The organism is Rubripirellula obstinata (assembly GCF_001642955.1).
GTDB classification, from domain to species: Bacteria; Planctomycetota; Planctomycetia; order Pirellulales; family Pirellulaceae; genus Rubripirellula; species Rubripirellula obstinata.
In genome coordinates this window covers 1-21,353 of sequence record NZ_LWSK01000096.1, presented here as the reverse complement: position 1 = coordinate 21,353, position 21,353 = coordinate 1, and the positions used below count along the sequence as shown (strand labels likewise).

General features: G+C 54.0%; 27 protein-coding genes, 1 tRNA gene and 1 pseudogene. 15 read left to right on the top strand and 14 right to left on the bottom strand.

Features of this window, described 5'->3' with window-relative positions:
• From RC85_RS28550 to RC85_RS19140, 3 genes are all read right to left on the bottom strand, one after another.
• Window positions 1–264, bottom strand: a 264-nt coding sequence (locus tag RC85_RS28550) for a hypothetical protein (RefSeq protein WP_238383168.1), incomplete at its 3' end; no start/stop codon positions are given.
• Entirely contained in the window at window positions 257–469 is a 213-nt protein-coding gene (locus RC85_RS27570) for a hypothetical protein (RefSeq protein WP_068265757.1), read from the bottom strand. The genes RC85_RS27570 and RC85_RS28550, both read right to left, overlap by 8 nt.
• A 92-nt stretch (window positions 470–561) precedes the next feature.
• Window positions 562–1,290 carry a hypothetical protein gene (locus RC85_RS19140; RefSeq protein ID WP_068265755.1) on the bottom strand — a complete coding sequence of 243 codons (729 nt, stop codon included), beginning with the start codon at window positions 1,288–1,290 and terminating at the stop codon, window positions 562–564.
• Window positions 1,291–1,590: 300 nt separating this feature from the next.
• Here RC85_RS19140 and RC85_RS26980 point away from each other — a divergent pair, with 300 nt between their 5' ends.
• Window positions 1,591–1,791, top strand: a complete 201-nt coding sequence (locus RC85_RS26980) for a hypothetical protein (protein WP_149752889.1) — start codon at window positions 1,591–1,593, stop codon at window positions 1,789–1,791.
• A 29-nt stretch (window positions 1,792–1,820) separates the two neighbouring features.
• Here RC85_RS26980 and RC85_RS19135 read toward each other — a convergent pair whose 3' ends face one another.
• The 4 genes from RC85_RS19135 to tnpA form a co-directional block, all read right to left on the bottom strand.
• Entirely contained in the window at window positions 1,821–2,195 is a 375-nt protein-coding gene (locus RC85_RS19135) for a hypothetical protein (protein WP_068265753.1), read from the bottom strand.
• Window positions 2,196–2,226: 31 nt separating this feature from the next.
• Window positions 2,227–3,894: an IS66 family transposase gene (gene tnpC, locus RC85_RS19130; protein WP_149752658.1), complete on the bottom strand. Its 1,668-nt coding sequence runs from the start codon at window positions 3,892–3,894 to the stop codon at window positions 2,227–2,229.
• Between the two features lie 88 nt (window positions 3,895–3,982).
• A complete protein-coding gene (gene tnpB / locus RC85_RS19125; RefSeq protein ID WP_068265749.1) occupies window positions 3,983–4,333 on the bottom strand; it encodes an IS66 family insertion sequence element accessory protein TnpB in 351 nt (116 codons plus the stop codon).
• Window positions 4,330–4,644: an IS66 family insertion sequence element accessory protein TnpA gene (tnpA, locus tag RC85_RS19120; RefSeq protein WP_068265747.1), complete on the bottom strand. Its 315-nt coding sequence runs from the start codon at window positions 4,642–4,644 to the stop codon at window positions 4,330–4,332. Before tnpA ends, tnpB begins: the two co-directional genes overlap by 4 nt.
• A 1-nt stretch (window position 4,645) precedes the next feature.
• Here tnpA and RC85_RS19115 point away from each other — a divergent pair, with 1 nt between their 5' ends.
• The 5 genes from RC85_RS19115 to RC85_RS19095 all read left to right on the top strand — a co-directional run bounded on the left by RC85_RS19115 (window position 4,646) and on the right by RC85_RS19095 (window position 8,423).
• Window positions 4,646–5,149: a phospholipase D family protein gene (locus RC85_RS19115; protein WP_162273228.1), complete on the top strand. Its 504-nt coding sequence runs from the start codon at window positions 4,646–4,648 to the stop codon at window positions 5,147–5,149.
• Window positions 5,150–5,449: 300 nt separating this feature from the next.
• Window positions 5,450–6,442: a hypothetical protein gene (locus RC85_RS19110; RefSeq protein ID WP_149752659.1), complete on the top strand. Its 993-nt coding sequence runs from the start codon at window positions 5,450–5,452 to the stop codon at window positions 6,440–6,442.
• Window positions 6,443–6,585: 143 nt separating this feature from the next.
• Window positions 6,586–6,963: a GIY-YIG nuclease family protein gene (locus tag RC85_RS19105; protein ID WP_068265741.1), complete on the top strand. Its 378-nt coding sequence runs from the start codon at window positions 6,586–6,588 to the stop codon at window positions 6,961–6,963.
• Between the two features lie 52 nt (window positions 6,964–7,015).
• Complete coding sequence (locus tag RC85_RS19100; RefSeq protein ID WP_068265739.1) at window positions 7,016–7,537, top strand: PDDEXK family nuclease; 522 nt, start codon at window positions 7,016–7,018, stop codon at window positions 7,535–7,537.
• A gap of 115 nt (window positions 7,538–7,652) precedes the next feature.
• On the top strand, window positions 7,653–8,423 hold the full coding sequence (locus tag RC85_RS19095; RefSeq protein ID WP_084422843.1) for an RES family NAD+ phosphorylase: 771 nt from the start codon (window positions 7,653–7,655) through the stop codon (window positions 8,421–8,423).
• Window positions 8,424–8,462: 39 nt separating this feature from the next.
• Here the strand turns inward: RC85_RS19095 and RC85_RS19090 are convergent, their stop codons facing one another.
• Window positions 8,463–9,125, bottom strand: coding sequence for a hypothetical protein (locus tag RC85_RS19090; RefSeq protein WP_068265735.1), 663 nt, complete (start codon window positions 9,123–9,125; stop codon window positions 8,463–8,465).
• Window positions 9,126–9,200: 75 nt separating this feature from the next.
• Here RC85_RS19090 and RC85_RS19085 point away from each other — a divergent pair, with 75 nt between their 5' ends.
• The 9 genes and pseudogenes from RC85_RS19085 to RC85_RS29060 form a co-directional block, all read left to right on the top strand.
• Entirely contained in the window at window positions 9,201–9,674 is a 474-nt protein-coding gene (locus tag RC85_RS19085; protein WP_068265733.1) for a hypothetical protein, read from the top strand.
• Between the two features lie 240 nt (window positions 9,675–9,914).
• Window positions 9,915–10,418: an RNA polymerase sigma factor gene (locus RC85_RS19080; RefSeq protein ID WP_160148079.1), complete on the top strand. Its 504-nt coding sequence runs from the start codon at window positions 9,915–9,917 to the stop codon at window positions 10,416–10,418.
• A gap of 481 nt (window positions 10,419–10,899) precedes the next feature.
• Window positions 10,900–11,025, top strand: coding sequence for a hypothetical protein (locus tag RC85_RS28890; RefSeq protein ID WP_261340481.1), 126 nt, complete (start codon window positions 10,900–10,902; stop codon window positions 11,023–11,025).
• Window positions 11,018–13,369 carry a DNA primase family protein gene (locus RC85_RS19075; RefSeq protein ID WP_149752661.1) on the top strand — a complete coding sequence of 784 codons (2,352 nt, stop codon included), beginning with the start codon at window positions 11,018–11,020 and terminating at the stop codon, window positions 13,367–13,369. Before RC85_RS28890 ends, RC85_RS19075 begins: the two co-directional genes overlap by 8 nt.
• Window positions 13,370–13,554: 185 nt before the next feature.
• A complete protein-coding gene (locus tag RC85_RS19070; RefSeq protein ID WP_068265727.1) occupies window positions 13,555–13,941 on the top strand; it encodes a hypothetical protein in 387 nt (128 codons plus the stop codon).
• The gene (locus RC85_RS19065; RefSeq protein ID WP_068265725.1) at window positions 13,919–14,311 is read left to right on the top strand and encodes a hypothetical protein; all 393 of its coding nucleotides are present in this window, start codon (window positions 13,919–13,921) and stop codon (window positions 14,309–14,311) included. Before RC85_RS19070 ends, RC85_RS19065 begins: the two co-directional genes overlap by 23 nt.
• A complete protein-coding gene (locus tag RC85_RS29065; RefSeq protein ID WP_084422842.1) occupies window positions 14,308–14,481 on the top strand; it encodes a helix-turn-helix domain-containing protein in 174 nt (57 codons plus the stop codon). Before RC85_RS19065 ends, RC85_RS29065 begins: the two co-directional genes overlap by 4 nt.
• Window positions 14,478–14,690, top strand: coding sequence for a helix-turn-helix domain-containing protein (locus RC85_RS19060; RefSeq protein ID WP_068265723.1), 213 nt, complete (start codon window positions 14,478–14,480; stop codon window positions 14,688–14,690). The genes RC85_RS29065 and RC85_RS19060 overlap by 4 nt, the downstream gene beginning before the upstream one ends.
• Before the next feature lie 151 nt (window positions 14,691–14,841).
• Window positions 14,842–15,222: pseudogene (locus RC85_RS29060) on the top strand (phage integrase SAM-like domain-containing protein); the annotation flags it as partial.
• Window positions 15,223–15,940: 718 nt separating this feature from the next.
• Here RC85_RS29060 and RC85_RS19050 read toward each other — a convergent pair.
• The 6 genes from RC85_RS19050 to lpxD all read right to left on the bottom strand — a co-directional run bounded on the left by RC85_RS19050 (window position 15,941) and on the right by lpxD (window position 21,058).
• Window positions 15,941–16,012 (bottom strand) — tRNA-Gln (locus RC85_RS19050).
• A gap of 181 nt (window positions 16,013–16,193) precedes the next feature.
• Window positions 16,194–16,934, bottom strand: coding sequence for a redox-sensing transcriptional repressor Rex (locus RC85_RS19045; RefSeq protein WP_235033209.1), 741 nt, complete (start codon window positions 16,932–16,934; stop codon window positions 16,194–16,196).
• Window positions 16,935–16,961: 27 nt separating this feature from the next.
• Window positions 16,962–17,588, bottom strand: a complete 627-nt coding sequence (locus RC85_RS19040) for a SpoVG family protein (protein WP_068265719.1) — start codon at window positions 17,586–17,588, stop codon at window positions 16,962–16,964.
• A 65-nt stretch (window positions 17,589–17,653) separates the two neighbouring features.
• A complete protein-coding gene (locus RC85_RS19035) occupies window positions 17,654–18,775 on the bottom strand; it encodes a 4-(cytidine 5'-diphospho)-2-C-methyl-D-erythritol kinase (protein ID WP_068265717.1) in 1,122 nt (373 codons plus the stop codon).
• 214 nt (window positions 18,776–18,989) lie between these two features.
• A complete protein-coding gene (locus RC85_RS19030; protein WP_235033210.1) occupies window positions 18,990–19,952 on the bottom strand; it encodes an LpxI family protein in 963 nt (320 codons plus the stop codon).
• Window positions 19,949–21,058, bottom strand: a complete 1,110-nt coding sequence (gene lpxD, locus RC85_RS19025) for a UDP-3-O-(3-hydroxymyristoyl)glucosamine N-acyltransferase (protein WP_068265715.1) — start codon at window positions 21,056–21,058, stop codon at window positions 19,949–19,951. Before lpxD ends, RC85_RS19030 begins: the two co-directional genes overlap by 4 nt.
• Window positions 21,059–21,353: the final 295 nt, after the last annotated feature.

The following is a 21,353-nucleotide window of genomic DNA, read 5'->3' as shown; positions in this document are numbered from 1 at the left end:
TCGCTTCAAAGAAGCTATCCCACAGAGGGCTACGCATGGCGAACACACGGCAGACAAATTGACAGATGAACCGGAAACAACCTTGTGCGGTGCAAAAATTGAACCATTGAGTAGTGCAGCAGTCTCCATAGGGGCACGCCCCGCAATCCGTTGCGCGGTTTGCGAACGTCGCTCCATCATTGGACGGAGTTCATTCACCACGTCAGCCACAATCGCGGCCCGCAGTTCGTCGGGGTCGATGTCCCGCAGAATCAAATCAGGCATGGTCCACCGCCTTTTGGTCATCGATGGACTTGGGTGCGGTTGCCACGGTTTGAACCAGCTTGGCGATGTCACGCCAGCGGAAGCGGATGGAGCCATCCGGTAGAACCAAGTGCGGGAGCTTCCCGCGCCGTGCAAGGCGTTCAGCACGTCCCAGCGGCCACGCCAACCGGCGGTCAACGTCAGCAGTTAAAAGTAACTTCGTCATCGATTCTCCATGAGTTTCGGAAAGTGAATCCCCGTAAACTCATGGGCAACAACGCCACCGCCGGAAGTTTGGCTATGTTTTGAGACCTTTGGTTATGTTTTTCTTCGTCGCTTCACGGAACCAGCAATCTCGGGCACCACTTCGCCCGTCTTTCCATACTTGTAAGTATCCGCAACGGTGGCGGCGGTGCTTTCTTCGTCGGCAAATAGTGCGTCCCACTTCGCCTCCAAGCTAGCCCACCATTCCAATAGTCGCTGGCGATTCAATCTAGGTGAAACTCCCTGTTTCGTCTTAATCGGGCCACCGGTTTCGTCGCTCATTCGTTTGATACGCTTCCGTTCCTCTGCCGTGTCTGGTCGCCCAATTGCATCCATCACTTCCGGCCATCCGATGACATACTCGATTGCTGTCTCGGTGGCATTTTGCTTGCCACGACTGCCCCTCCTCATTCCTTGGTATTTCGTGCGTAATGAATCCGCAATCCTCTGAAATTCTGGAACGAACGCAAGCCGGATCGGATCGAACAGTTCTGACTCGAATGGCTCCGCTGATTTCGATTTTAAAAGCTCGTTGACGACATTGAGAATTGTTTGTTTGTCAGCAGACCATCCCCGTTCATGTTCTCCACAAACTCGTTTTTCGGTCGCGGCTTTTATGATCGCTGCTGTAGTCAAAACTCGGTGATAAGTATCCGTCAGTCCGCCTAGAATTGAATCGCCCTTGATGTTGGAATTTATTGCTTTTGCTGAATGGTGCTTCGCAGCATCGCAAAATTCAGTTAAAAACGCCGCCAATTCTAGATCACAATCAGACTCATTCATCGTCTCACCTTTTCTTGAAAAAAGGGCCGTCCCAGCGGCTCCGCACGAAGGTGAAACGTGGGAGTCGTGGGACGCACGGCGGGAGCAAACCGCCTACCCGGTTCATGGGAATGCGAGTCAAACAACCCACTTTGAGAGGTCGTTTCTCGCGGAAAAATGTATGGGGGGAAGGTTAATGTTCTCTGGCACTCGTTTGGGACTCCACCCCGGCCTCTCGCAAGTGCATTTGCATCAGTAAAACGTTGGCATTCTGTCGGAAAACGGGCGGTGGACTGCAGTGTCACAAACATTGCTGAAACCTTGTCTATCTCACCGCAAATGCTGTTGCCTTCTAAATCTAAGCCAACCGGCCTAAACGCTCGCGTCGCGGTGTGTCGAACCTCGCAAGATCCTTATGCCGTTGGCGTTAAGAAAGAGCCCGATGCGGGACTGATCCCACACCGGACTCCTTCGATCGGGCTGACCGCAGTGCGTGAAAGAGAAACACACTTTGCGGCTTAACTGTCTGAACCCCAGCGCCCAACCGAAAACTAGTGGTCGTCGCGGGAATCCATCAGCTCTGAAAGCTGGTGCCCCATGTCTGCGATCTCACATTCGACTTGTTTCTTGTGAGCCTGCAATTCCTCATTGAGGGTCTTGATCTGCTTGTTCAAGTGAGAAATAGCTTTCTTGTTGGCAATCATCAAATGCTCATCTGAGTGATCTTCCTCTTGTCGATCGTGTTGGCCACCTGAGTCACCGATAGACGTGAGGGCGGCACGAATCCGCATTGCGGCGTCGTCTGCCAATTCGAGCACCAGAGGATCTGCTGGCATGTTCACCAATGCGATCATTGCATCAAGCAGATAGTCGAGCGTCTCGGCCATCTGGGGAGCACCAGCGATCAGCTTGGCATTCGCGCCCACAACCGCGTCTGTTGGTAAGCGTTCGGCAGAACTATTTACGGGCTAGTTTCCGACGGCGAGCTCGGCGGGCTTTGGTTTGGGCGGCGCGGGCCAGGGATTCCGCTTGGCGGTAGCTGCGGACTTTCTCTGGATGAGCCTTCGCCCAGGTGTCGGGAAGTAAGGCGTCCAGGTCCGACTCGCCGCCGGCAAGACGCCGCAGTACGTCATCCAGATAAGCCCACATGTCCAAGTTGTGTCGGTGGGCGCTGGCGGTCAGCGTGTACAGTCGCGCCGCCACTTCACCGCCCGCCTCGCTGCCTAAGAACAACCAGTTCTTGCGACCGATTGTCAGACGACGAAGATCACGTTCGGTGTCGTTGTTGTGAATCGGCAGTCCGCCATCCTCGATGAACACCGTCAGCGGTTGCCACTGGTTCAACGCGTAGCGGATCGCTTTGCCGATCGAGCTTTTGGGCAGCACCCGGTAATCGCCCGCCTGCTCATCAAGCCACAACTTGAATCGCTCCAGAAGTGGCATCGCTTCCTCGCGTCTAACCGCCAAGCGATCCTCGTCACTCAGGTCGGCGCACTTGTCTTCGATGTCGAATAGCTCGCGATAGAACGACAACGCATAGGCCGACCGTTTCGGGTCGTTCGACTTGGCCGCTTCAAACTTACGCCGCACATGCGCATGGCAACAACTCGCCACGATACGATCCCCACCATCTTCATGCACAGCGCCCAGGTAAACGCCATCGTTGACACCATAAGCATCCACGCACACGTAGCCTTCAAAGTCCGCCAAGAACTTTGCCGGACCGTCGCGATCAGGCGTGCCATGTTTGCGAGAAGTTTGAAAATCGAAAACGTTATAAGGAGCATCCGGTCGGCCTCGCGCAAGCCACATCCGTGCCGTTCGCATCTTGCCGGGAAGCGAAGCGTCTTGCATCCGCACCGGCGTGTCATCCATGCCGATGATGTGACTGGCGATCAAGCGATCTTTCATTCGCCCGCACAACGGCTCGATCAGATCAGCCGCGGCGGCCAGTAGATCGACCTGCGTGCTGCGAGGGATCGTGACGCCGGCGCGTGCGAAAACGTCTTCCATTCGGTACAGCGGCAAGTGATCGCAGAATTTTCCCAGGATCGTTTGAACCGTCACGCCAAAGCCGTAGCGTGAACCAGAAAGCAACGAAGCACCGTCTGCGTCACTCTCTGGCGGTGGAGCGACCGTGACGGTCTCTTTGCACTGACCGCAAGCTCGCTTGGGATAGTGCAGTTCATGCACGATCATCTTGGCCGGAACGAACTCCAGTCGCTCGCGAATGTCCGTGTCGATGATCGGCATTTCGTCGCCACAGCACGGGCAGACTCGCTCGGCCTCGAGAACGTCGATCGTTTGAACTTCACGAGGAAGGTGATCGGGGAAACGATCCGACTTCTTCCGCTTGCGGCGACGGTAAGTGATCTCTTCTTCGAGATCATCGTCAGTGCTGGCGTTCTCCGGTTCAGCGTCTTGCTCTTGGTCGAACAGAGTCAACTGCGAATCGTCGCCGGTATGACGCTCGCTTCGCTGGCCGTAGATGTATCGCTTGAGCTGTTCAATGTCTTGGCGAAGCGATTGACAGTCAGACGATAGTGACTCGATGACTTCGTCTTTTTGCCGAAGCAACGCGTGGCACGCTTCGATACTGTCCGGTAATGCGACTTCGCTTGACATGCTTACGTTTTCGCGAAGCCACAAAAAAACGCAAGCCACCGAAGCCGCTTGCGTGTTGATTTTTCAAAAGAATCTTCAGCGGTTTGATTCAGGCCGCGGCGAAACGCTTTCGTCTCTTGGCCGAAGCGATGTCGATGCCCGAAAGCAACATCGACAACTTCACGTGATCAATCTCTAGCGAGGTGCCTTCGCGTTGCAGCGGACTGATTTCAAACGTTCCGCTCTCCAGACGCTTGTACCAGATCGCAAGTCCATCACGATCCCAAGCGAGCACTTTGACGCAGTCACGACGCCGATTGAAGAACAGGAACAGGTGACCTGAAAGCAATTCGACATCGAAGTGCTCGGCGACGATTCCGGACAGGCCATTGAAACTCTTTCGCATGTCAGTCGGCTCGGTGAAGACGAAAATGCGAGAAGTCGAAGCGACGGAGATCATGATGCGTCAGCCTCGCACGTCGCCGCGATCGTTGCGGCCAAGATTTTCCGGATCGCCGCTTCGTCGAGTTGGACGTTGAGCTTGAGGGTCGCTCCGCCGGGCAGCAACAGATCAAGCTCATCGCTGGCCGGACTGGTGAGATTGACCGGGACGAACGCGGGGGCGGCCTGTGTTTGGGCAAGCCTCTTCTTCCACTGGTAGAAACTGGGCACCGAGACGTTCTCGGCTTGGCAAAACGCTTTGACAGTGAGCGAGCTGGCTCGATAGCGATCGAGTCGCTCGGCCCAAACTTGGGCGAGAGTCGGCAACATGTTGACCTCCTGGGTTCGAGAAAACCCGCCAACCTATCACGCCGAAAATTCATCCCCACGCCGAACGCTTACCGACCAACAAGAGTTTCACTATCGAACGACGAGAACGCCGAACGCAATTTACGACGAAGCACTGGCGAAGGCCGGTGCCGACGTTCGTTACAAAGTCTATTCGCGATTCTGGGACTATCGGACGGCGTTGCAGCTGCACTGCAAATTTATGATCGTGGATGAGCGTGAGGTTTTGACCGGATCGCTTAACTGGTCCGAGAATGCTGAGCTGGGAACGTTGGAAAACCTGATTTCTTTAGATGGCGAGATAGTGAGCAAGTACGTCGGCAAGTTTGAGACGATGTGGGCTTACGGCAACGGCAAGCTCTCGGGGTTAAAGTCACGGGTGAAGAAGGCCGATGGCAAGTCGCCGTGTTCATTCAAACCGATTTCGCTATCTGGGCCGGAGCTGGCTGAGCTGCGAAGGCTCTACAAGGCTGGTGCTTGCGAGTAGGCAATCTCTACGCAATTAGTCACTCAATGTCGTACTTACCACTGCCAGCACGCGATGCGAGAAAACCCCGGTATTTACGCCGTGCCGCCATTTATTCGACGTGGTGAGTATTGCGAACAAAAGTTGGTTCGGTCTTTGCACATCGATGCTTTTCACTTGCTAAAATTGTCGGTGGTGGCTTTGTTATGAGGATAGGTCTTTGCGCCCCCGACTGGCCACCGACTACAGATGTAAGGAAGGACGGCGTGCAAACTTGCAAGTCGCCTGACGCGACGTTCCCATTCTAACGAGAGGAAAATCATGCAGTCAATTTCAATGGCAAAACCGTGTCTTGTTGCAGTGTTCGTGTTCTCGGCTTCGCATTGCCCGCTTGTGGCACAAGTGGCTACACGAGTGACAAGGGTAGATTCACCCGCCATTGCGACCCTCCAAGAATGCAGCTACATGAATGAAGAGATGGCTGCACTGGTAAACGGTGAACTCGCGATGGCAATATACTATCTTGAGGGTAAAAGTTACAAAGCAGAATTGGCATTTGATCGTCAGATTCGATTGAGTAATGGAGATCGAGTGCATTCTTACAAAGACAAGGACTCTGAGTTTTGGATTGCGTTCAGCCAAATAGGTAGAAACATAGTTGGATACTCTGGTAGACGATATTTTCTGTATCACTCGTTTGACAATAAGATATTCAATCAGTGGCTGACGACGTCAGGAACGCAAAAGCACCCTGCCTCTTTACGGACGTTAGAAAAGCTCGGCGAACGAAGCGGCACTGGCGACCGAGAATCAATCGGAGGAGGTTCCTCCCGTGGGATAAATGCTGATGATTTTCCGATGACAACCCCCACGGTGATCGACACTAGTGGAAATGCTGAGGTAAAAGTGAGGGCAAAGCTCAGCTTGCGTAGCGAGGGCGGGTATTTGGAGCTGTTTCTCGAAACTAAAAAGGGCGGTTATGGGGGGACGGCTCACGGAGATGGGTATGTGATGATCCTAGATGAGTATGGCAACAACATTTGGCAAATGCCTGCTCCGGAACGACTAACAGTTGGTGCAGACGCAAGCGGGGCTGCGAGAAAGAAGAATGTGCGGGCGATTAACGTACCTCAAGCTGCTTTGCAATTTGGAAAATCTATCGCAGTAGTCGCTCACGTTCAAACGAATGACGGTTTGTGGTCAAGCACAGATGATTTTATCCAGACTCTTCGTGAGATTCGGAAAGTCGCATCAGAGGCAAAAGAAATGGCAGGAGAGGCATACGCGATCTACTCGATGGGTGCGGGAGGTTAAAGTTGCTTGAAGCGGGGCACTTTGTTGCATTTGAAAGCGGCTTCCAAAATGAGAGCCGCACTGCCTTCAAAGCCAAAAGCCCAGAGTGTCGTTGCGTCTCTGGGGCTTTGGTGACGTAAATTTCATTGGAACAAAGCAGCACTATGGAACAGAGCCCTCTACGACTAATTAAACGGTGCGCCGAGTACATCCCGATCGAGGACATAAATACAATTCGCATAGGATTGCGAGGCATCTATGTGCTCTACGACGACAACGAGGTGGTTTACGTTGGCATGACGACCGGAGGTCGTGGTGGAATTCGGGCCAGGCTCAAACGTCACCGTGCGAAGAAAGCTGATCTCTGGACACACTGCTCGATTTTTGAGGTTTGGGACAACATCCGCGACGAGGAAATTGTCGAGCTAGAAGGCCTGTTCCGGCACATCTACCGGCATGATTCTGTCGCCAATAAGTTAAACGCCCAACGCGGGTTCAAACTGATGAAGTCGGTGACGAATAGCGACATTGCAGATTGGTGACGAAGATGCTTGATAGATCTCGCGATCAAGAAAAACGATGGGCAGAAATTCCATGACTGAACTTCACAAGCTTGACAGTAAGAACAGTCGTGCTCCAAAACAACTAGGCGATTTCGGCGAAGGGCTTGTGACTTACACGCTGATCCGAAAAGGGTTCGAGGTTGCTTGTGTAGATCACGTTGGAGCCGACTTGATCGCGCAGAGGGAACACAGCAAGATTGCGGTCTCTGTTAAAACGAGAATGTTTCGTCAGGGAAGCGTCGAATCACGCGGTGTCGTTTTCGAGTTTTCGCACTTAAATAAGCTCGAACACTTTGCTCAACGGTTTGACCTAGATCCTGTATTGGCTCTCGCAGTCTGCATGGCGGACGACGGCACAATCCACCTCTTTATCATGCGAGTTGCAGATATTCGCTTGAAATTGAAGGCCGTTAAGCACGGTTACCGATTTCAATTCAGCAAAAAACACTTGCCCAATACAATTGCTTTGCCGTTCGTCGATTACTCGTGCTGGTCCAACGAACAAATCGGCCAAGGGCTGTTCGATGAATCCAGGGCGACAGCACAAAGTTAAAAAAACAACAGCATTGCTTCAGAGTCAGTACGATGTCCCCGCTAGATGAGCCGCCCGTGTTAATGATCGCAGATTTATCTTGATTGGTGGTGCAAGTTTTCTCGGCTAAGGGTAGATGATGAGTTACGATTTCGGCTTTTGTTGCTTTGGTAGATTTGAAAGCGGACTTCGTTCTAATAACGAGCACATATTCGACCTCCATACCACTAGCTTTCTTGACGCTGTTGGGAAGTCAGCCGAGCAATTCTCGCGACAATTGGAGATAGACGTTCCCTTGCATAGGGCTCAGCACGGATGCGATTACGTTGGCCCAGATGGCGTTCTGGTCAACTGTTTCAACACCGAACGTATGCTGCCTAACGATCGTGTTGGCGATGGACGAGCGAACAAAAAAGGAAAGCCGGTCTTCTATGGGGCAACATTGGAAAAGCTTGCGATTCAAGAAACACGGCCTTGGATTGGCCAGCACGTTTCGGTTGCCGTCTATCAACTTGAACGCCCTAGAAGAATCCTTGATTTGACCTCCCCAGCTTTCGTGCCGGTGACTGAAGTTCTCCATAGGTCTTTTGGTAAAGGCCAATCACCTGTGGAGTCAGTTGAGTACGAGCGAGCTGCCTGGTCCGACATCGCAGGTGCATTTGCCACACCCGTCACGAGAGGTGATGACCCCAGAGACTATCTGGCGACGCAGGTGCTTACAGAGCTATTTCGATCACAAGGCTTTGAAGGGCTAGCTTTCCGAAGCTCACTCAATCAATGCGACGCTGACCTGGATAAAGTTGGGTACAACGTCGTTCTGTTTGACTACGAAAATTTGCTGGAGACATCCAGCAAGGTCGTGGAGATCCTTCAGTTAGATCTTCGCTACAAATCGACATTGGCATAGATGGACAGATCCGCAGTCAAGTAATCAGGCGAGCGGAACTCACTGCCTAACGGCATTGACAACAACCCGGTTCTCAGCGATCGCAGATTTTCGATAGCTTTCGATGTCAATTGCTTCGGTGCGTGCGCCGATTATCGCGGCCCCGAAGTCGTGTAAGAATTGTTCCTTGGTCAGCCCGTTGATGAAGTACTCAGCTTTTCGACTGTTGTACTGGCCAAAGATTGCGTCTGCTTCGCAGGCTGTGAAGTACGAACGGTTGTCAGGCTCGCAAATAGTAAACCAGGAACCGCACCTAAAACGGTGCGGTGGCGGACATGTGACCGGGCACGCATTCTTAAGAGTTGTGAGTTGTTCTGCATCTCGTGCGATCCGGCCCGACTTTGTTGGTTTCTTGTACTGGACCAAAACGTAGGCACGATCAGCAATCTCGTAGTACAGATCAGCACCGGCGATGTCAGAGCATTGAAGCCCTGCTCTGTGCGTCTTCCAGACTTTGATCTCAGCCCCTCCGTGTTGAGACCGAAAGGGTTCAAAAAGTGAGTGCCCGAATGAGTCCTCGTCGATGAAGTGCTCTTCCGTGGGGTCATCGGCACTTTGCTGAATTGAGTTTCGCACGTCGTTTCGCAGTCGCGACGCCAGAGTCAGGCCAGCGATGTCTGCATTAATTGACTTTGCGATTCGCGTCCACTCTGAGAGCTTCATATTTCCTATTTACTCGATCTGGCTATGTATCAAGGGCCGGTGCTCAATTCTACCCGATTCAACCCGAGACCAACCATGAAAGCTATCGAACTAATTGATCCGACATCCGGCCTGCCCCGATTCGTGGGCACCTGCCATGCCGGTGATGGATCACAGATTTGGGCCAACCGGGGGCGTTTTGAAAATGGTCTGAACAACTGGCTGTGTTCGCTTCCAGAACCGCCGCCGGTTGGGAATTGGCTTCCAAGCATCTCCATGCACCCGAGAGAAATCATCAGCCTGGCCCGGCACCGCATTCGACAAATCATCGACTGGAGTCAGGGACATCCAGATTGGCTGCATGTGCCGAAGATCGGAATGTGGGCTCAGCCGGTAGTCTGGGTTGGAAAGCGCGGTGCGGTCCGCCGCTTCGATTCGCTTGCCGATGGGGCGGAATGGGCCAAAGTCCGGCGGCGAACGGTCATCGACGGTTTGTTTACCGGATCGGCTCAGTCCGGAAGGACCGGGTCGGCGGGGCATTGGATGCTGGATGACATGCGCACCACCTGATCAGCTGCAAGTGGCCGACGGAGATCGTCTGCGGTGCCCGTACAGGCTCCCAGGACCGCCTGTAACAGCCCTCAAATCAAGGCCTCACAATCGTGTCAGGCCGTGCGACATGGCTTCATCGTTGCGACCGGGGCTCGTTGCAGGGTTTCCGCAGGTGTTTACGTCAACTTAATTGGAATTGTCTAAATCGTGAGCTAGAGTTGGATGCCCAAAATTCGATCTCTAGCACGAAAGACAAAATTGACTGACTGTTTTTGGCGACAATTCGCCGTTGCCTGCGCTGACAACACACTTACATCGAAGATGTTTCAAGAGGCTGAGGCCAAGGTCCAAGCCATGGTGCGAGGCGATGATGTGATCGCGTGCGAAACTGCATGGGACAAGGTAGTCGACCTCGCAGTGAGCGGTGTCATGCTCTCGCATGACAACCCGACAGCCCTCGTGAAAACGTCGGTGAGAAACGTGCTGCGAGATCTTGGTCGGAAAATGAAAGTACGTCCTGCGCAAGTCGACATCGAGGTGCTGCACGACGTGGCTGATCGTACAGTCGAATCCTACGAGTGCAGTCAGCGAGTCGACAATGCAATCGAGAAGCTGCCGGACGATCAACGTGATGTCGTCGAGCGAAAACGCGACAACCAATCCGGCAAGGAAATCGCTGCCGAGCTAGGCATATCAGCGGCGAGAGTATCTCAGCGATCGCGGGCGGCAGAAAAATCGCTGATTCTCACTCTTGCTACTTAATTCTGGCGATCTGATACGTCTACTACGTAGGTTGTGACACGTTACGACACGCGCGTACAAATCAGAACTGGTCAGTCGGCGGCACATTTGTGCTGGCCGGTGATCATGGCGGCAGCTCTCGCAGGGCTGCCGCCTATTTTGCCACATCTCCACCATGCGATTCTCGCACATCTTGACCTGCTGACAGCCGATAGGTTGGCTCGCGGTCACACCCGGAAACGGGACACAGACGGGACATGTCCCGTCTCGGAACAGGGACACGGCATACGCCAAAAACCGTGTCCCGTTTTTGGGCAGGACATGTCCTGCCATTGTCCCTCCACCGAAAATGAGATCTACGCGGCAAATTGCAGTGTTTTTTGAGTTTGTCCCGTCTGTCCCTTCATTTTTCAAAGAGTTTTGAGAAATGAAATAGGGTTCTATCTGTAACGGTTGTGAGGGTTATAGCACCCCACCAAACGCCCAGAAAAGTCCTTGAAAAATGAAGGGACAGACGGGACACGACCACATGCTGACGCCTGACGGGGCCTCAGCGCCCATCATCTCACTTGGCTGCGAGGTGATGGGCATTTTTCACCTCGCAGCCATGAGCAGCCAATATGACTGACTACCCCATGTACATCCGCCATCTCGGTGGCGGTACGCCCATCCCACGCCGTATCGACTCCGACGCAGCCCTACAGGCTGAGATCGCGAGACAGCCCCGTGATGGCATGTATGCCACGATCAATCGTGTCCTACGCGACTACACCGGAGACTCTCCCCGAGCCGGTGACATCGCACGACGCAAGGCAATCCTGATCGATATCGACGCTGACCGGCCATCTGGTCACGCCGCGACCGACGACCAAAAATCGTGTGCTGTCATCCTCGCTGAGACCGTCCAATCACGGTTATCTGATCTAGGGGCACCGGAGCCTACTGTGATCGACAGCGGCAATGGTCGCTACCTGATCTACGGCTGTGATCTTGACACATCGGATGCAACGACAGGGCTAGTCAGATCATTCACCTCTGCCGTCGCAACAGACTGCCAAGCCCCCGGCGCTCACGTCGATACAGGCGTCTATGACCTACCACGCATCATCCGCGTCCCCGGCAGCGAAAACCGGAAAGGTACCGACACGTCTCTGCACCGGAGATGCGAGGTCATTGCTCAGTCAGACGAGGTAATGACTCACGAAATGCTCGTCACACTCACGGAGCTACTCGGTGGCACTGTCAGCACTGGCGACCCTGAGGCCACCGCTGAGACAGTCGCGGCGTACCTGTCGACCTATGGCTACTCGACGACTAGTAGCGACGACCACGAAAAAATCACGCTGTCACTCGGCAACTGCCCCTGCTGTGATCGCGAGAAAACCAATCCAGCAGTACTGGTGTGGAAAAAAACGAATCAAGTCGTGGCCAAGTGCTTTCATCCTGAGTGCGGACTGAGCTGGGAGTCGCTACAGACTCTCTGTGACGAGAGCTACGCTGATTACTTGAGAGAGCCACACCTAGTCGATGGCATCCGGTATCCGGTGACCAGTCCGGTCGTCACAGCCAATGAGCTGATTAGGCGACACGACTATCTGTATCACGAGCAGCGATCGTACATCTATGAGGATGGACGGCACCGCGAGTATCCAGCAGAGGAGCTACAGGCAGTCACACTCGGTATCGGCATGGACCTACAGCGCCGCGATTACTTCCGCCGCGCCGCCAAGGGCGACGACGCAAGCCCGAAATCACTGTCTGCTGGACATGCACGCGATGCAATCGCTCATGCTCAGTCGATGCGTCGATCGCAACGTCACGGCGACAAGTTTTGGCTCGGCAAATCGGATTGGGCTGACCGCGATTGTTTCGCATTCGATGGTGGCATCCTCAATGCGAGAAAATTCATTGACGGTGACGCAGACTACCTGCGACCCAGCACTCCAGAGTTTTTTGCCAAGTACCGAACTCCATGTGAGTTTTCCGCCGACGCTCCCAAGCCGAAAGAGTTTTTGAAGTTTCTCGATTCGCTCAACTGGACATCTGAGGAAATCGAATGTCTACAGATGATGCTCGGTTACATCGCGTATCCGATAACGCACGTACAGGGAGTCATCATGTTTGTTGGGGCGACTGGCGGCGGCAAAGGTGTCCTCACCCGATGTGCTACCGGCCTAGTCGGTGGCCTGGAGGCAGTCGCAAGCTTAGACCTATCCTCACTGACCAAGGAGTTTGGGCTTGCCGACATCGTCGGGAAACGACTCGGATTGATTGCTGAGGCGACAGGTGAGGATGAGCGATCGACGCGAGATGACAGGAGAATTGTCGCGAAGCTGAAAGCAATCACAGGCGGCGACCCTGTGGCGGTCAACAAAAAATATCGCGACATCGTAACCACGGTGATCGAGACACCCATTGTGATTTCCACGAATGAGAGGATCAAGCTAGGTGATGACTCAGGTGCCATGACTCGACGTATACGTGTCGCACACTTCCGCGAAAGTTTTGCCGCCAACCCTGACACAGAACTGGACGCCAAATTGACAGCAGAACTGCCGGGCATCGCCCTTTGGGCGTTGGAGGGATTGCAAAAACTCCGTGATCGCAATTGGCAATTCCCATCGCCCCCGCGATGGCAAGAGGTGGCCGACGACATGGCTAGTGAGGCTTCACCTATGCGTGACTTTTTGGCTGAGTGTTTCGTAGTCGACGAAAAATCCTGTACATCACGTGAGCTGATCCAGCGTATCTATGCGGATCACTCGGATGAGAGACCACCAGCGGCCAAGTCATTGGCTGAGTCGCTGGCTGCGACTGAGGCCAAGCTATCGCACAGAGGGCGGATGCAGTCTCCAGAGGCTACTGAGGTAGATGGCCTAGCGGCATACCACACCGGCAGCGAATCGCCAAAGCGCCCATACGTCCTGCGAGGACTTCGACCGAAAGCTGAGTATCTGGCACTCGCGACATGATCCGAGACATTCAATCATATTTTCCAACAACAGCCGTGTGTCCCACTGAGACGCACGGCTGTTTCCACATACGAAAGACACGAAATGAAAACTGACATCACCGTCGCTAACATCCGCGACACATCACTATCGCAGCGAGATCGACTCGCCGCAGCCATGTACCTTTTACTTTTGAAGTTGACCAAATGAAAACCATTGAACAGAAATTAGATGAGTCACAATCCGCGAATCGTGCGCTGGTTTCTCGGATTCACAGAGCTGAGACCATCGCAGCCGCGTACCAACACGGAGCACTCAATCCCGAGCAGGTCGCCGATATTCTCGCAGCGAGAGTTCCAGGCGAGACCGCCTCCGACTCGGTCGCCGAATTTTTGGCTCGGCCAGAAAATGAAAACTTGATCCGTGATCCGAATCAGCCGCTCGACGGAGAGGCTCTACGCGGCATGAGTCACGATGAATACTTGCGGGTACGCCGTGATGCACCGGAGCGTCTCGGATTAGGGCCAATGGGCAGCAGCGTGTCCTCGAATCGCCAGGAGGTCATCATCCATGACGACACTGACAACGACTGATGCGATACAGCGATACCGCATAGCTGAATCTGAAGCTCAGGATCGCGTCGACCAGCTCGCCCAGCTGCCGACGATGCTCGGCGACGATGACCTTGCACTCACAAGATTCCTAGCCGAGCAGGCAGCGGGCTCCAATCCGAGCTTGGCGGCAAAGTTACTTGACACTCTCGCCAAATTATCCGGCGCAAAAATCGAACAGGACAAACGCTACGGGCACCTCGTGCCAAGGTCGCAGGTTATGCAGCTCGCGCGTCTCATCACTGATGCAGTGTGCATCGTTTTTGGTGACCTCACCGATTTCAATGATCGGTCAGATCAACTGAACATTGAGATTCAAAATTCCATCGAAAAATTGAGAGAAGAAATATGAGCGATCAACCTTGGCTTTCACCAAAACAAGCCGCAGAGATTCTATCGGTTCACCCGCAAACAATTAGGCGGGCCATTAAACGCGGTGCCCTACAGGCTACGCACCTCAGTTCTCGGCAAATTCGTATCTCTCGCGAGAGTCTCAATGACTACTTAGGAGGTGCGGCGTGACCTACACCACTTCCGATGGCTTGCCGTTGATCAATGCAACACGCAAGCAGGCAGCAGAGATGCTTGGCATCTCGGTGCGTTACCTAGATACCTTCGTGAAATCAGGCGAGTTGAAAGCACTCAAGCTCGGGCGTCTGGTATTATTTCCTGTCAGCTACCTTGAAACCTGGAACGAGAAACGATTTGGCATCGACAATCAAACGGCCTGACGGTCACAAATGGGTTCAGTTCGTCGACGAAGACAGGAAGCGTCAAACAATTCGTTTGGGCAAGACCAGCAAGAAAGATGCGGACTTGGTTAAGAGCTTGTGCGAGTCACTCTTGAGCTGCCGTAAGCTTGGCACAGAGCCGAGCGAGAAAGTGGTCGGTCTGTTGGCCCAGCACCCGACTATCCGTGAGCATCTCGCCAAACACGGCTTGTGTGAGCTTCCTTCAGAGAAAGCGGAAGCGATAACTCTCAACGCTTGGCTCGACATTTACATGGAGAGCCGAGGCGATGTCGGCGAAGGCACGCGAGAGTCATATCGCAACACAGTTGAGTGTTTGCGGATGCGTCTCGGCGAAACCAAGCTTGATGAGATCACGGAGCAAGACGCTGCGAACTTTCGCACTTGGTTACTGACCAAGGGGAATCGTCGCAGCAAGAAAACTAAACGGCTTGCACCGGCAACGGTCAGCCGCCGAATTCGACATTGTCGAAAGGTTTTCAAATCAGCGATCGCTGCACGAAAGCTGACCGCCAACCCGTTCGAGCCCGTCAAGGGTGGGACGGAGGTCAACACCGACCGGCAGCACTTCGTCAGTCGCGAAGTGATCTCAGATGTACTCAAGCAAGCTGATGTGACTTGGCAAACCATCATTGCCTTGTCTCGATATGGCGGTCTTCGGACGCCTTCAGAGACTCTGACTCTCCGCTGGGATCAGATTGACCAAAACTCAATGACCATCGTTGGGAAAGGCACTGATGGGCAACCGCGAATACGCAAATGCCCCATCTTTCCAGAGCTTCGATCGTTCTTCGAAGCAGCTTCGAAGCACAAAACTGATGAGTTTGTTGTTCCTGGTTTCGCCGGTCGGGTCGACCGAAACCTAGGGACTCAATTTCACCGGCTAATTAAAAAAGCTGGTCACGAAATTTGGGAACGGGCTTTTCACAACATGCGGGCGTCTCGGGAAACTGAGCTTGTTCAAACTTTCCCGGCAAAAGACGTTGCCCAGTGGCTGGGAAACAGCGAGCCAACGGCAATGAAGCACTACGTCATGGCCTTGGATGAGAACTTCCAGCGAGCGTTGGGCGAAGCGGAAAGCGAAGCATCCGAAGCAGATTCGAAGCAAAATCCGAAGCAGCACGCGGCTGCACAGGATTGCATCAACTGGAAAGAAGTGGCCAAGAACCTGCCAAAGACGGTTGGTTCGCAACCGTATGCAGTCACTTGCGTGAGCAAGCTACTAAAGAAAGCTACCCTACTAGGACTTGAACCTAGAATGTCTGAACCAAAATCAGATGTGTTGCCAATTACACCATAGGGTAGTGACTGGGGGATTGCTTGATGCTCTCTCCTGTCTCACCTAAGTTTAGCATGTAGTTTGTTTGCTCTAAAGAGGACATTTGCAGGTTCTTTTAGGTTCGGGCAATTTTGATGGGTTGGACCGCTTTTCGTAGCGGTTGCGAGGGCCGAATCGTGGCCGTTATCGGTTTCGACGTCAGATTTTTAGGTTTTTTGGTGCTGGGTTTGGACGGCGAAGACCAATCGCTGCAATTCGCTTGCCAAATCGACGTTGACGACTGCGACGTTGCCCGGCAGTTTTAACGTGGTGGGTGCGAAGTTCAGAATCCCGTGAATCTGGCAACGTACCAGCGTGGCGGCAATTTCGATTGCGTTTTCTGAGGGGACGGCCAAGATTGCCAGCTCGGGACGCTCCGACCGTAAGGATTGTTCCATCGTTTCCGCATCGTAGATCGGCACGTCGGCGACAACAGCCCCTATCTTGCGGGGGTCGCTATCGTAGGCTGCGACGAGGCGAAACCCGAGTCGCTCGAAGCCGCGATATCGCAGCAATGCGTCGCCCAGTGATCCCACACCGACCAAGACGACCTTCCACTTTTTGCCGCTGCCCAAGACTTGGCCAATCGATTCGATCAAAGTTTCCACTTCGTAACCGACGCCGCGACGACCGATCGTGCCCAGGGCACTGAGGTCTCGCCGCACCACCGCCGGTGACACGTCTACTAATCGGCCGAGTTCCTGGCTGTTGACGTTGGTCGATTCAGAATCTCGCAATCGATGGAGTTCGCGGTAGTACAAGCTAAGCCTGCCCACCGATGCACCGGAAAGTACGGCCGCGGAATTTGCAGCAGAATTTGCCGCAGACGTTGCAGCAGACCTTGCCGGCGTTTTTGAAGTCGCCGCTGTTTCCGGTGTCTCTTCGGAGGGATTGGATGGCTGCATCATATTGCTGGTGACGCGAAGTCAGGGCGACTAAAAAACACCCGCGCCAAAGTTCCCTTCGTCTTGATCGGGATCGATACCGGCTGATTGACGCGACGAGCCAGGGGAGCCGTCGAGAAAGTGCGGACGCGGCGGGCCACCTTCGCTCTTCGCTTTTTTCGGTGGCGGTACATCGCTGGTCGCCGGTTTTGGTTCTGGCTTGCGAACAACTTCGTTTGCAACGGCTGTTTCAATAACGTCACTGTCACCAAAGTCGTCGTCGTATCGCGAGCGGTAATCTGGTTGAGCGGCGCGAGCCAGCTCGGCTTCGAAGCCTTCCAAGACGACACCTTGGATCATTTCGCGACACGCGCTGTTGATTGGATGAGCAACGTCGGCGTACAACTTTTGCGGCGAGTCGTAAGTGTTTTCGCTGTCGCCTTTCTGTTTGGCTCCGCAATGGTTGCAGTACAATGCACGCAGATGATTTTTGTGGTTGCACCGACCACAGTGCCCGGTCAATTTGCGACTGGGCATGGCAACAAAAGGGCCATGGGTGCCGTCGATGATTTTCAAATCACGAATAACGAAAGCGTCGTCAATCGTGATCGAACAAAAAGCCCGAAGCCGATCTTCGGAACCTTCCATCAGCTTGATGCGAATCTCGGTGATTTCCATGGACCGACCCTCCGTAAACGTCGAAACAAACGCCGAATTAGACGTCGAAGTGTAATTTCACACTGTCAAAATCGTCGATACTGTAGCGGAGCGGGAACGCTCCGAACCGTCGTCGCCCTTGCCAACATGCGAGAACTTCTCTTCAAGTCGGCATCCACCTTGGCACCATCGCGGCCAACGAAGTTGCAGCATTTGATCGCTTGCAATCGTTTCGCCATGGTCCGGGCTTCTCTGGCGGAGCCAACAATCGCAAAGCACGCCGACCCGCTTCCCGTCAATTGACACGTTCTAGCGCCAGACCGCCACATGGAATCCAAGATTTCGTCGATTTGATGGCTAAGTTTTCTCGCTGGCTCGGCTAACCGGTTCATTTTACGCAGGCCGAATTCCCGCTGGTCGCCCTGTTGCCAGGCTGCCAAAAAGCCATCGGCACTGGTCGGCGAATCAGGAACTTGGCATCCGGCGTAGACCTTCGCGGTCGAAAGGCTAATGCCAGGAAAAGCCGCAACGATGTGCGGTCGAAACGCAATCGGCACAGGCGTAATCTCGGTCCCACGTCCCTGTGCCCTTGCGGCAAAGCACGGTGCTCTGGCGGCAAAACGCAGGGCTCTTGCCGCAAAACGCGGGTCGGAATCAGTGCTAGCGGCCGCATCGTTGCTAGCGGCCGCATCACTGCTGGCGGCGCCGAGGAAAAACGGTACATCGCTGCCGATTTCGGATGCGATCTCGTAAATCAAAGCGGATTGCGGATCAATCGAACAAAGGGCCGCCGCGCAGAGCAACGCAGATGCAGCGTCGCTACTGGCTCCGCCCATTCCTGCGCCGGCTGGGATCTGCTTTTCCAACCAGCACTCAAATCCGCCCTCGATTGAAAACTTTTCCGAAAACTGATCAAGCGCCCGATGGACCAAATTTGTTTCGCCAGTGGGAATGTCCAACAGCGGCGATTCGGACGCCGGTAAGCCCAATTGTCCGGCCATCGATGCGCGTGATGGCGACCAATCACAATGCAGTTGGACACCAGGATTTTTGGTTCGCCGAATGCTTAGGCGATCACACCAATCGATCGCCGCCATCACGGTGTCGATGTCGTGGTAGCCATCTTCGCGGCGACGAAGCAGTTCCAAAAAGAAATTTAACTTCGCCGGCGGTCGAGTGGTAACAAGGATGCTCGGATCGATTGACAAGGCAGATGCTGATGGGGAAAAGAAGGGCCGATTAGTGTCGTAGTCGTAGGCCGTGTGGAGTTCTGCGACACACGGCATCGGTCTTAAAACCCGTGGGCCCGCAGAACTCCGCATGGCTTACGATCGTCAAGTAACGAGCAGCGAATCCGCTGCTTTCGCGGAGCGAAAGGCGACTATAAAAAGTCGCACGTTCCTAACCCGAATCTTAACCGATTCACGCTGCCTTGCGAACTTCATCAGCGTCAATTGCCAGCCTGATCGATTCATCGTCAACGGCAACCAGGGTAATGCCCGCTGCTTTCGCAGCACGCAGTGTTTCGTCGCGATCGACAATGATCGTTTTTTCTGCTTCGACCACGATTGCTTTGCCGCCGCTGTCGCGCACTCGTTGAATCGTTTGCGGACCAATGGTGGGAACATCGAAACGCATGTCCTGTTCCGGCTTGCTGACCTTCACCATTGTCCAGCCGCCTTTGCGACACAGTTCACCGGTTCTCTCGATGCAAGCATCCGTTCCCTCGATCGCTTCCACGGCTAGCACCGTGCCGTCTTTGATCGTGATCGTTTGCCCGATATCCATGCCGCCCATTTGCTTGGCGATTTGCCAACCTGATTGAATATCCGATTGCAGGGCAGGTCCGATCGTTCCGCCGGTCAATTGAGTACGCTTCACAAGTAACTCCGGTGCCAAGTCGGTGGCAGGTTTGATTTGAATTCCAACGCGGTCATAGGCGTTGACGACCGCCATCAACAAACTGTCATCGCGAGCGTCACGGCGGCGACCAAACAGATGCGGGCCAAACGTACGCAAGCATGTCAGGTCAGGAAAATGACGAAGCCACACCGAACCGCCGTACAGAATTTCTGCTTTGAATAGCTTGCCCGCCATCGTCACTTCGGCAGCACCACTGCGACGAAAATACTTGATGTGCCCGCCCAACTTCCCAACGCCCAACCAAAGAACGTGGTCGCAGATCGATTCCAATTCATTGCTGGCGTGACCACGAATCGCGACACAAGCGACTCGGCGACCGGATCGCACCAACGTCTGCGCGACCTCGACCGGGAATTGTCCCCAACCGGCAACCAGGCCAATGGGCGGCAAGTCCGTCGCGAGCCGACGATGATTTAGGACGGCTGCGGCACCCCGCGGCCAATAACCTTTTGCCATACTCATGCAGCGCTGCGATCGTCGTTTTGACAGGGTTCGTGCTTGCTCAGTTGCGACGTTCCCTCATTGATTTGCTCAGTCAACGCGGCAACTTTTCGAGTCAGCTTTTTGAGTTCGCGTCGCATATCAGGCAGCCGTCGTTCGACCGCCATGATCTGCATTTGATCTCGCTGCGTCGTCGCAGGCGAACCGAGGTAAACATTCTTCCCTGCTAAGTCTTCCATCACTCCGGATTGGGCACAGACAACGGTTTCGTCGCCCAGGGTCACGTGGTCCTTTATTCCCACCTGTCCCGCCAAGATCACGTGGTCGCCAGTCCGTGAACTGCCCGCGATCCCAACTTGGCTGCAAATCAGATTGTGTTTTCCGATTTGGCAATTGTGAGCGATCATGACTTGGTTATCGATCTTGGTGCCTTCGCCCACGCGAGTTGATCCGTAGGTGCCACGATCGATCGTGACGCTGGCACCAATTTCGACATCCGATTCGATCGCAACAAATCCCAATTGCGATGTTGGAACATGCCGGCCGTTTTCTTGTCGGTAACCAAACCCGTGTGCGCCAATCACCGACGAAGCGTGAATGACGACTCGGTCCGCAATTTGAGTGTGTTCATAAATCGTCACGCCCGCGTGCAACACGCAGTCGTCGCCGATGGTTGATCCCGGCATGATGACGACGCCCGGCATGATGCAGGTTCGCTCGCCAACCGTGACGTCCGCAGAAATCACTGCCGACGGATGCACCATCGCAGAACGCGCGACATTCGCAGTGGGATCGGTGCCGACGAAGGGAACCTTGGTCAGGCACGGTGGACGGAAGACGGTAACGATGGCCGCGAAAGCTTCGTGGACATTTTCGACAACAATTTGAGCCATGTCGTCGCGCGGCAGTTCGACTTCTTGGGCGGTGATGACGGCGATGGCTTGGCAATCAACCAAGGACGATGCTTTGCGGGCATCGTCGATCATGGTGATTTCGTTTTCAAGTGCCTCGTCGGGAACGTTCGCTCCGCAGCAATCGGTTGTCGCAAAACTTACAGGTTTGTCGTTTTCAGTTTTGCCGACCAGCAATTCTCCGGATACCAGTTCTGCGATTTCGCCCAATTGCATGATTCTGTCTCGATAATGTTTTTGCTCGCCAACAAAGCTTGGCTGTGCCTGTAATCCTTTTCCTATACATCCAAGTCCAAGCTGCGATCAAGGTGAATTGCCGAAAAGGCTTTGCTAGCGAAGCGTTGGTGGGTGAAAGTCCCAAAGTAGGCCGTAGCGAGTAAAGCGAGTTACGGCACCGCCTGGGCTGATGAAAATGTTTGCGTGGAGGGAAACTGGACGACTTTGGGGGTTTGTGGCTGACCGGCCTCGGTGTTGATTGCAAATTGCAAAATGAACACTGAAAAATGTAAAT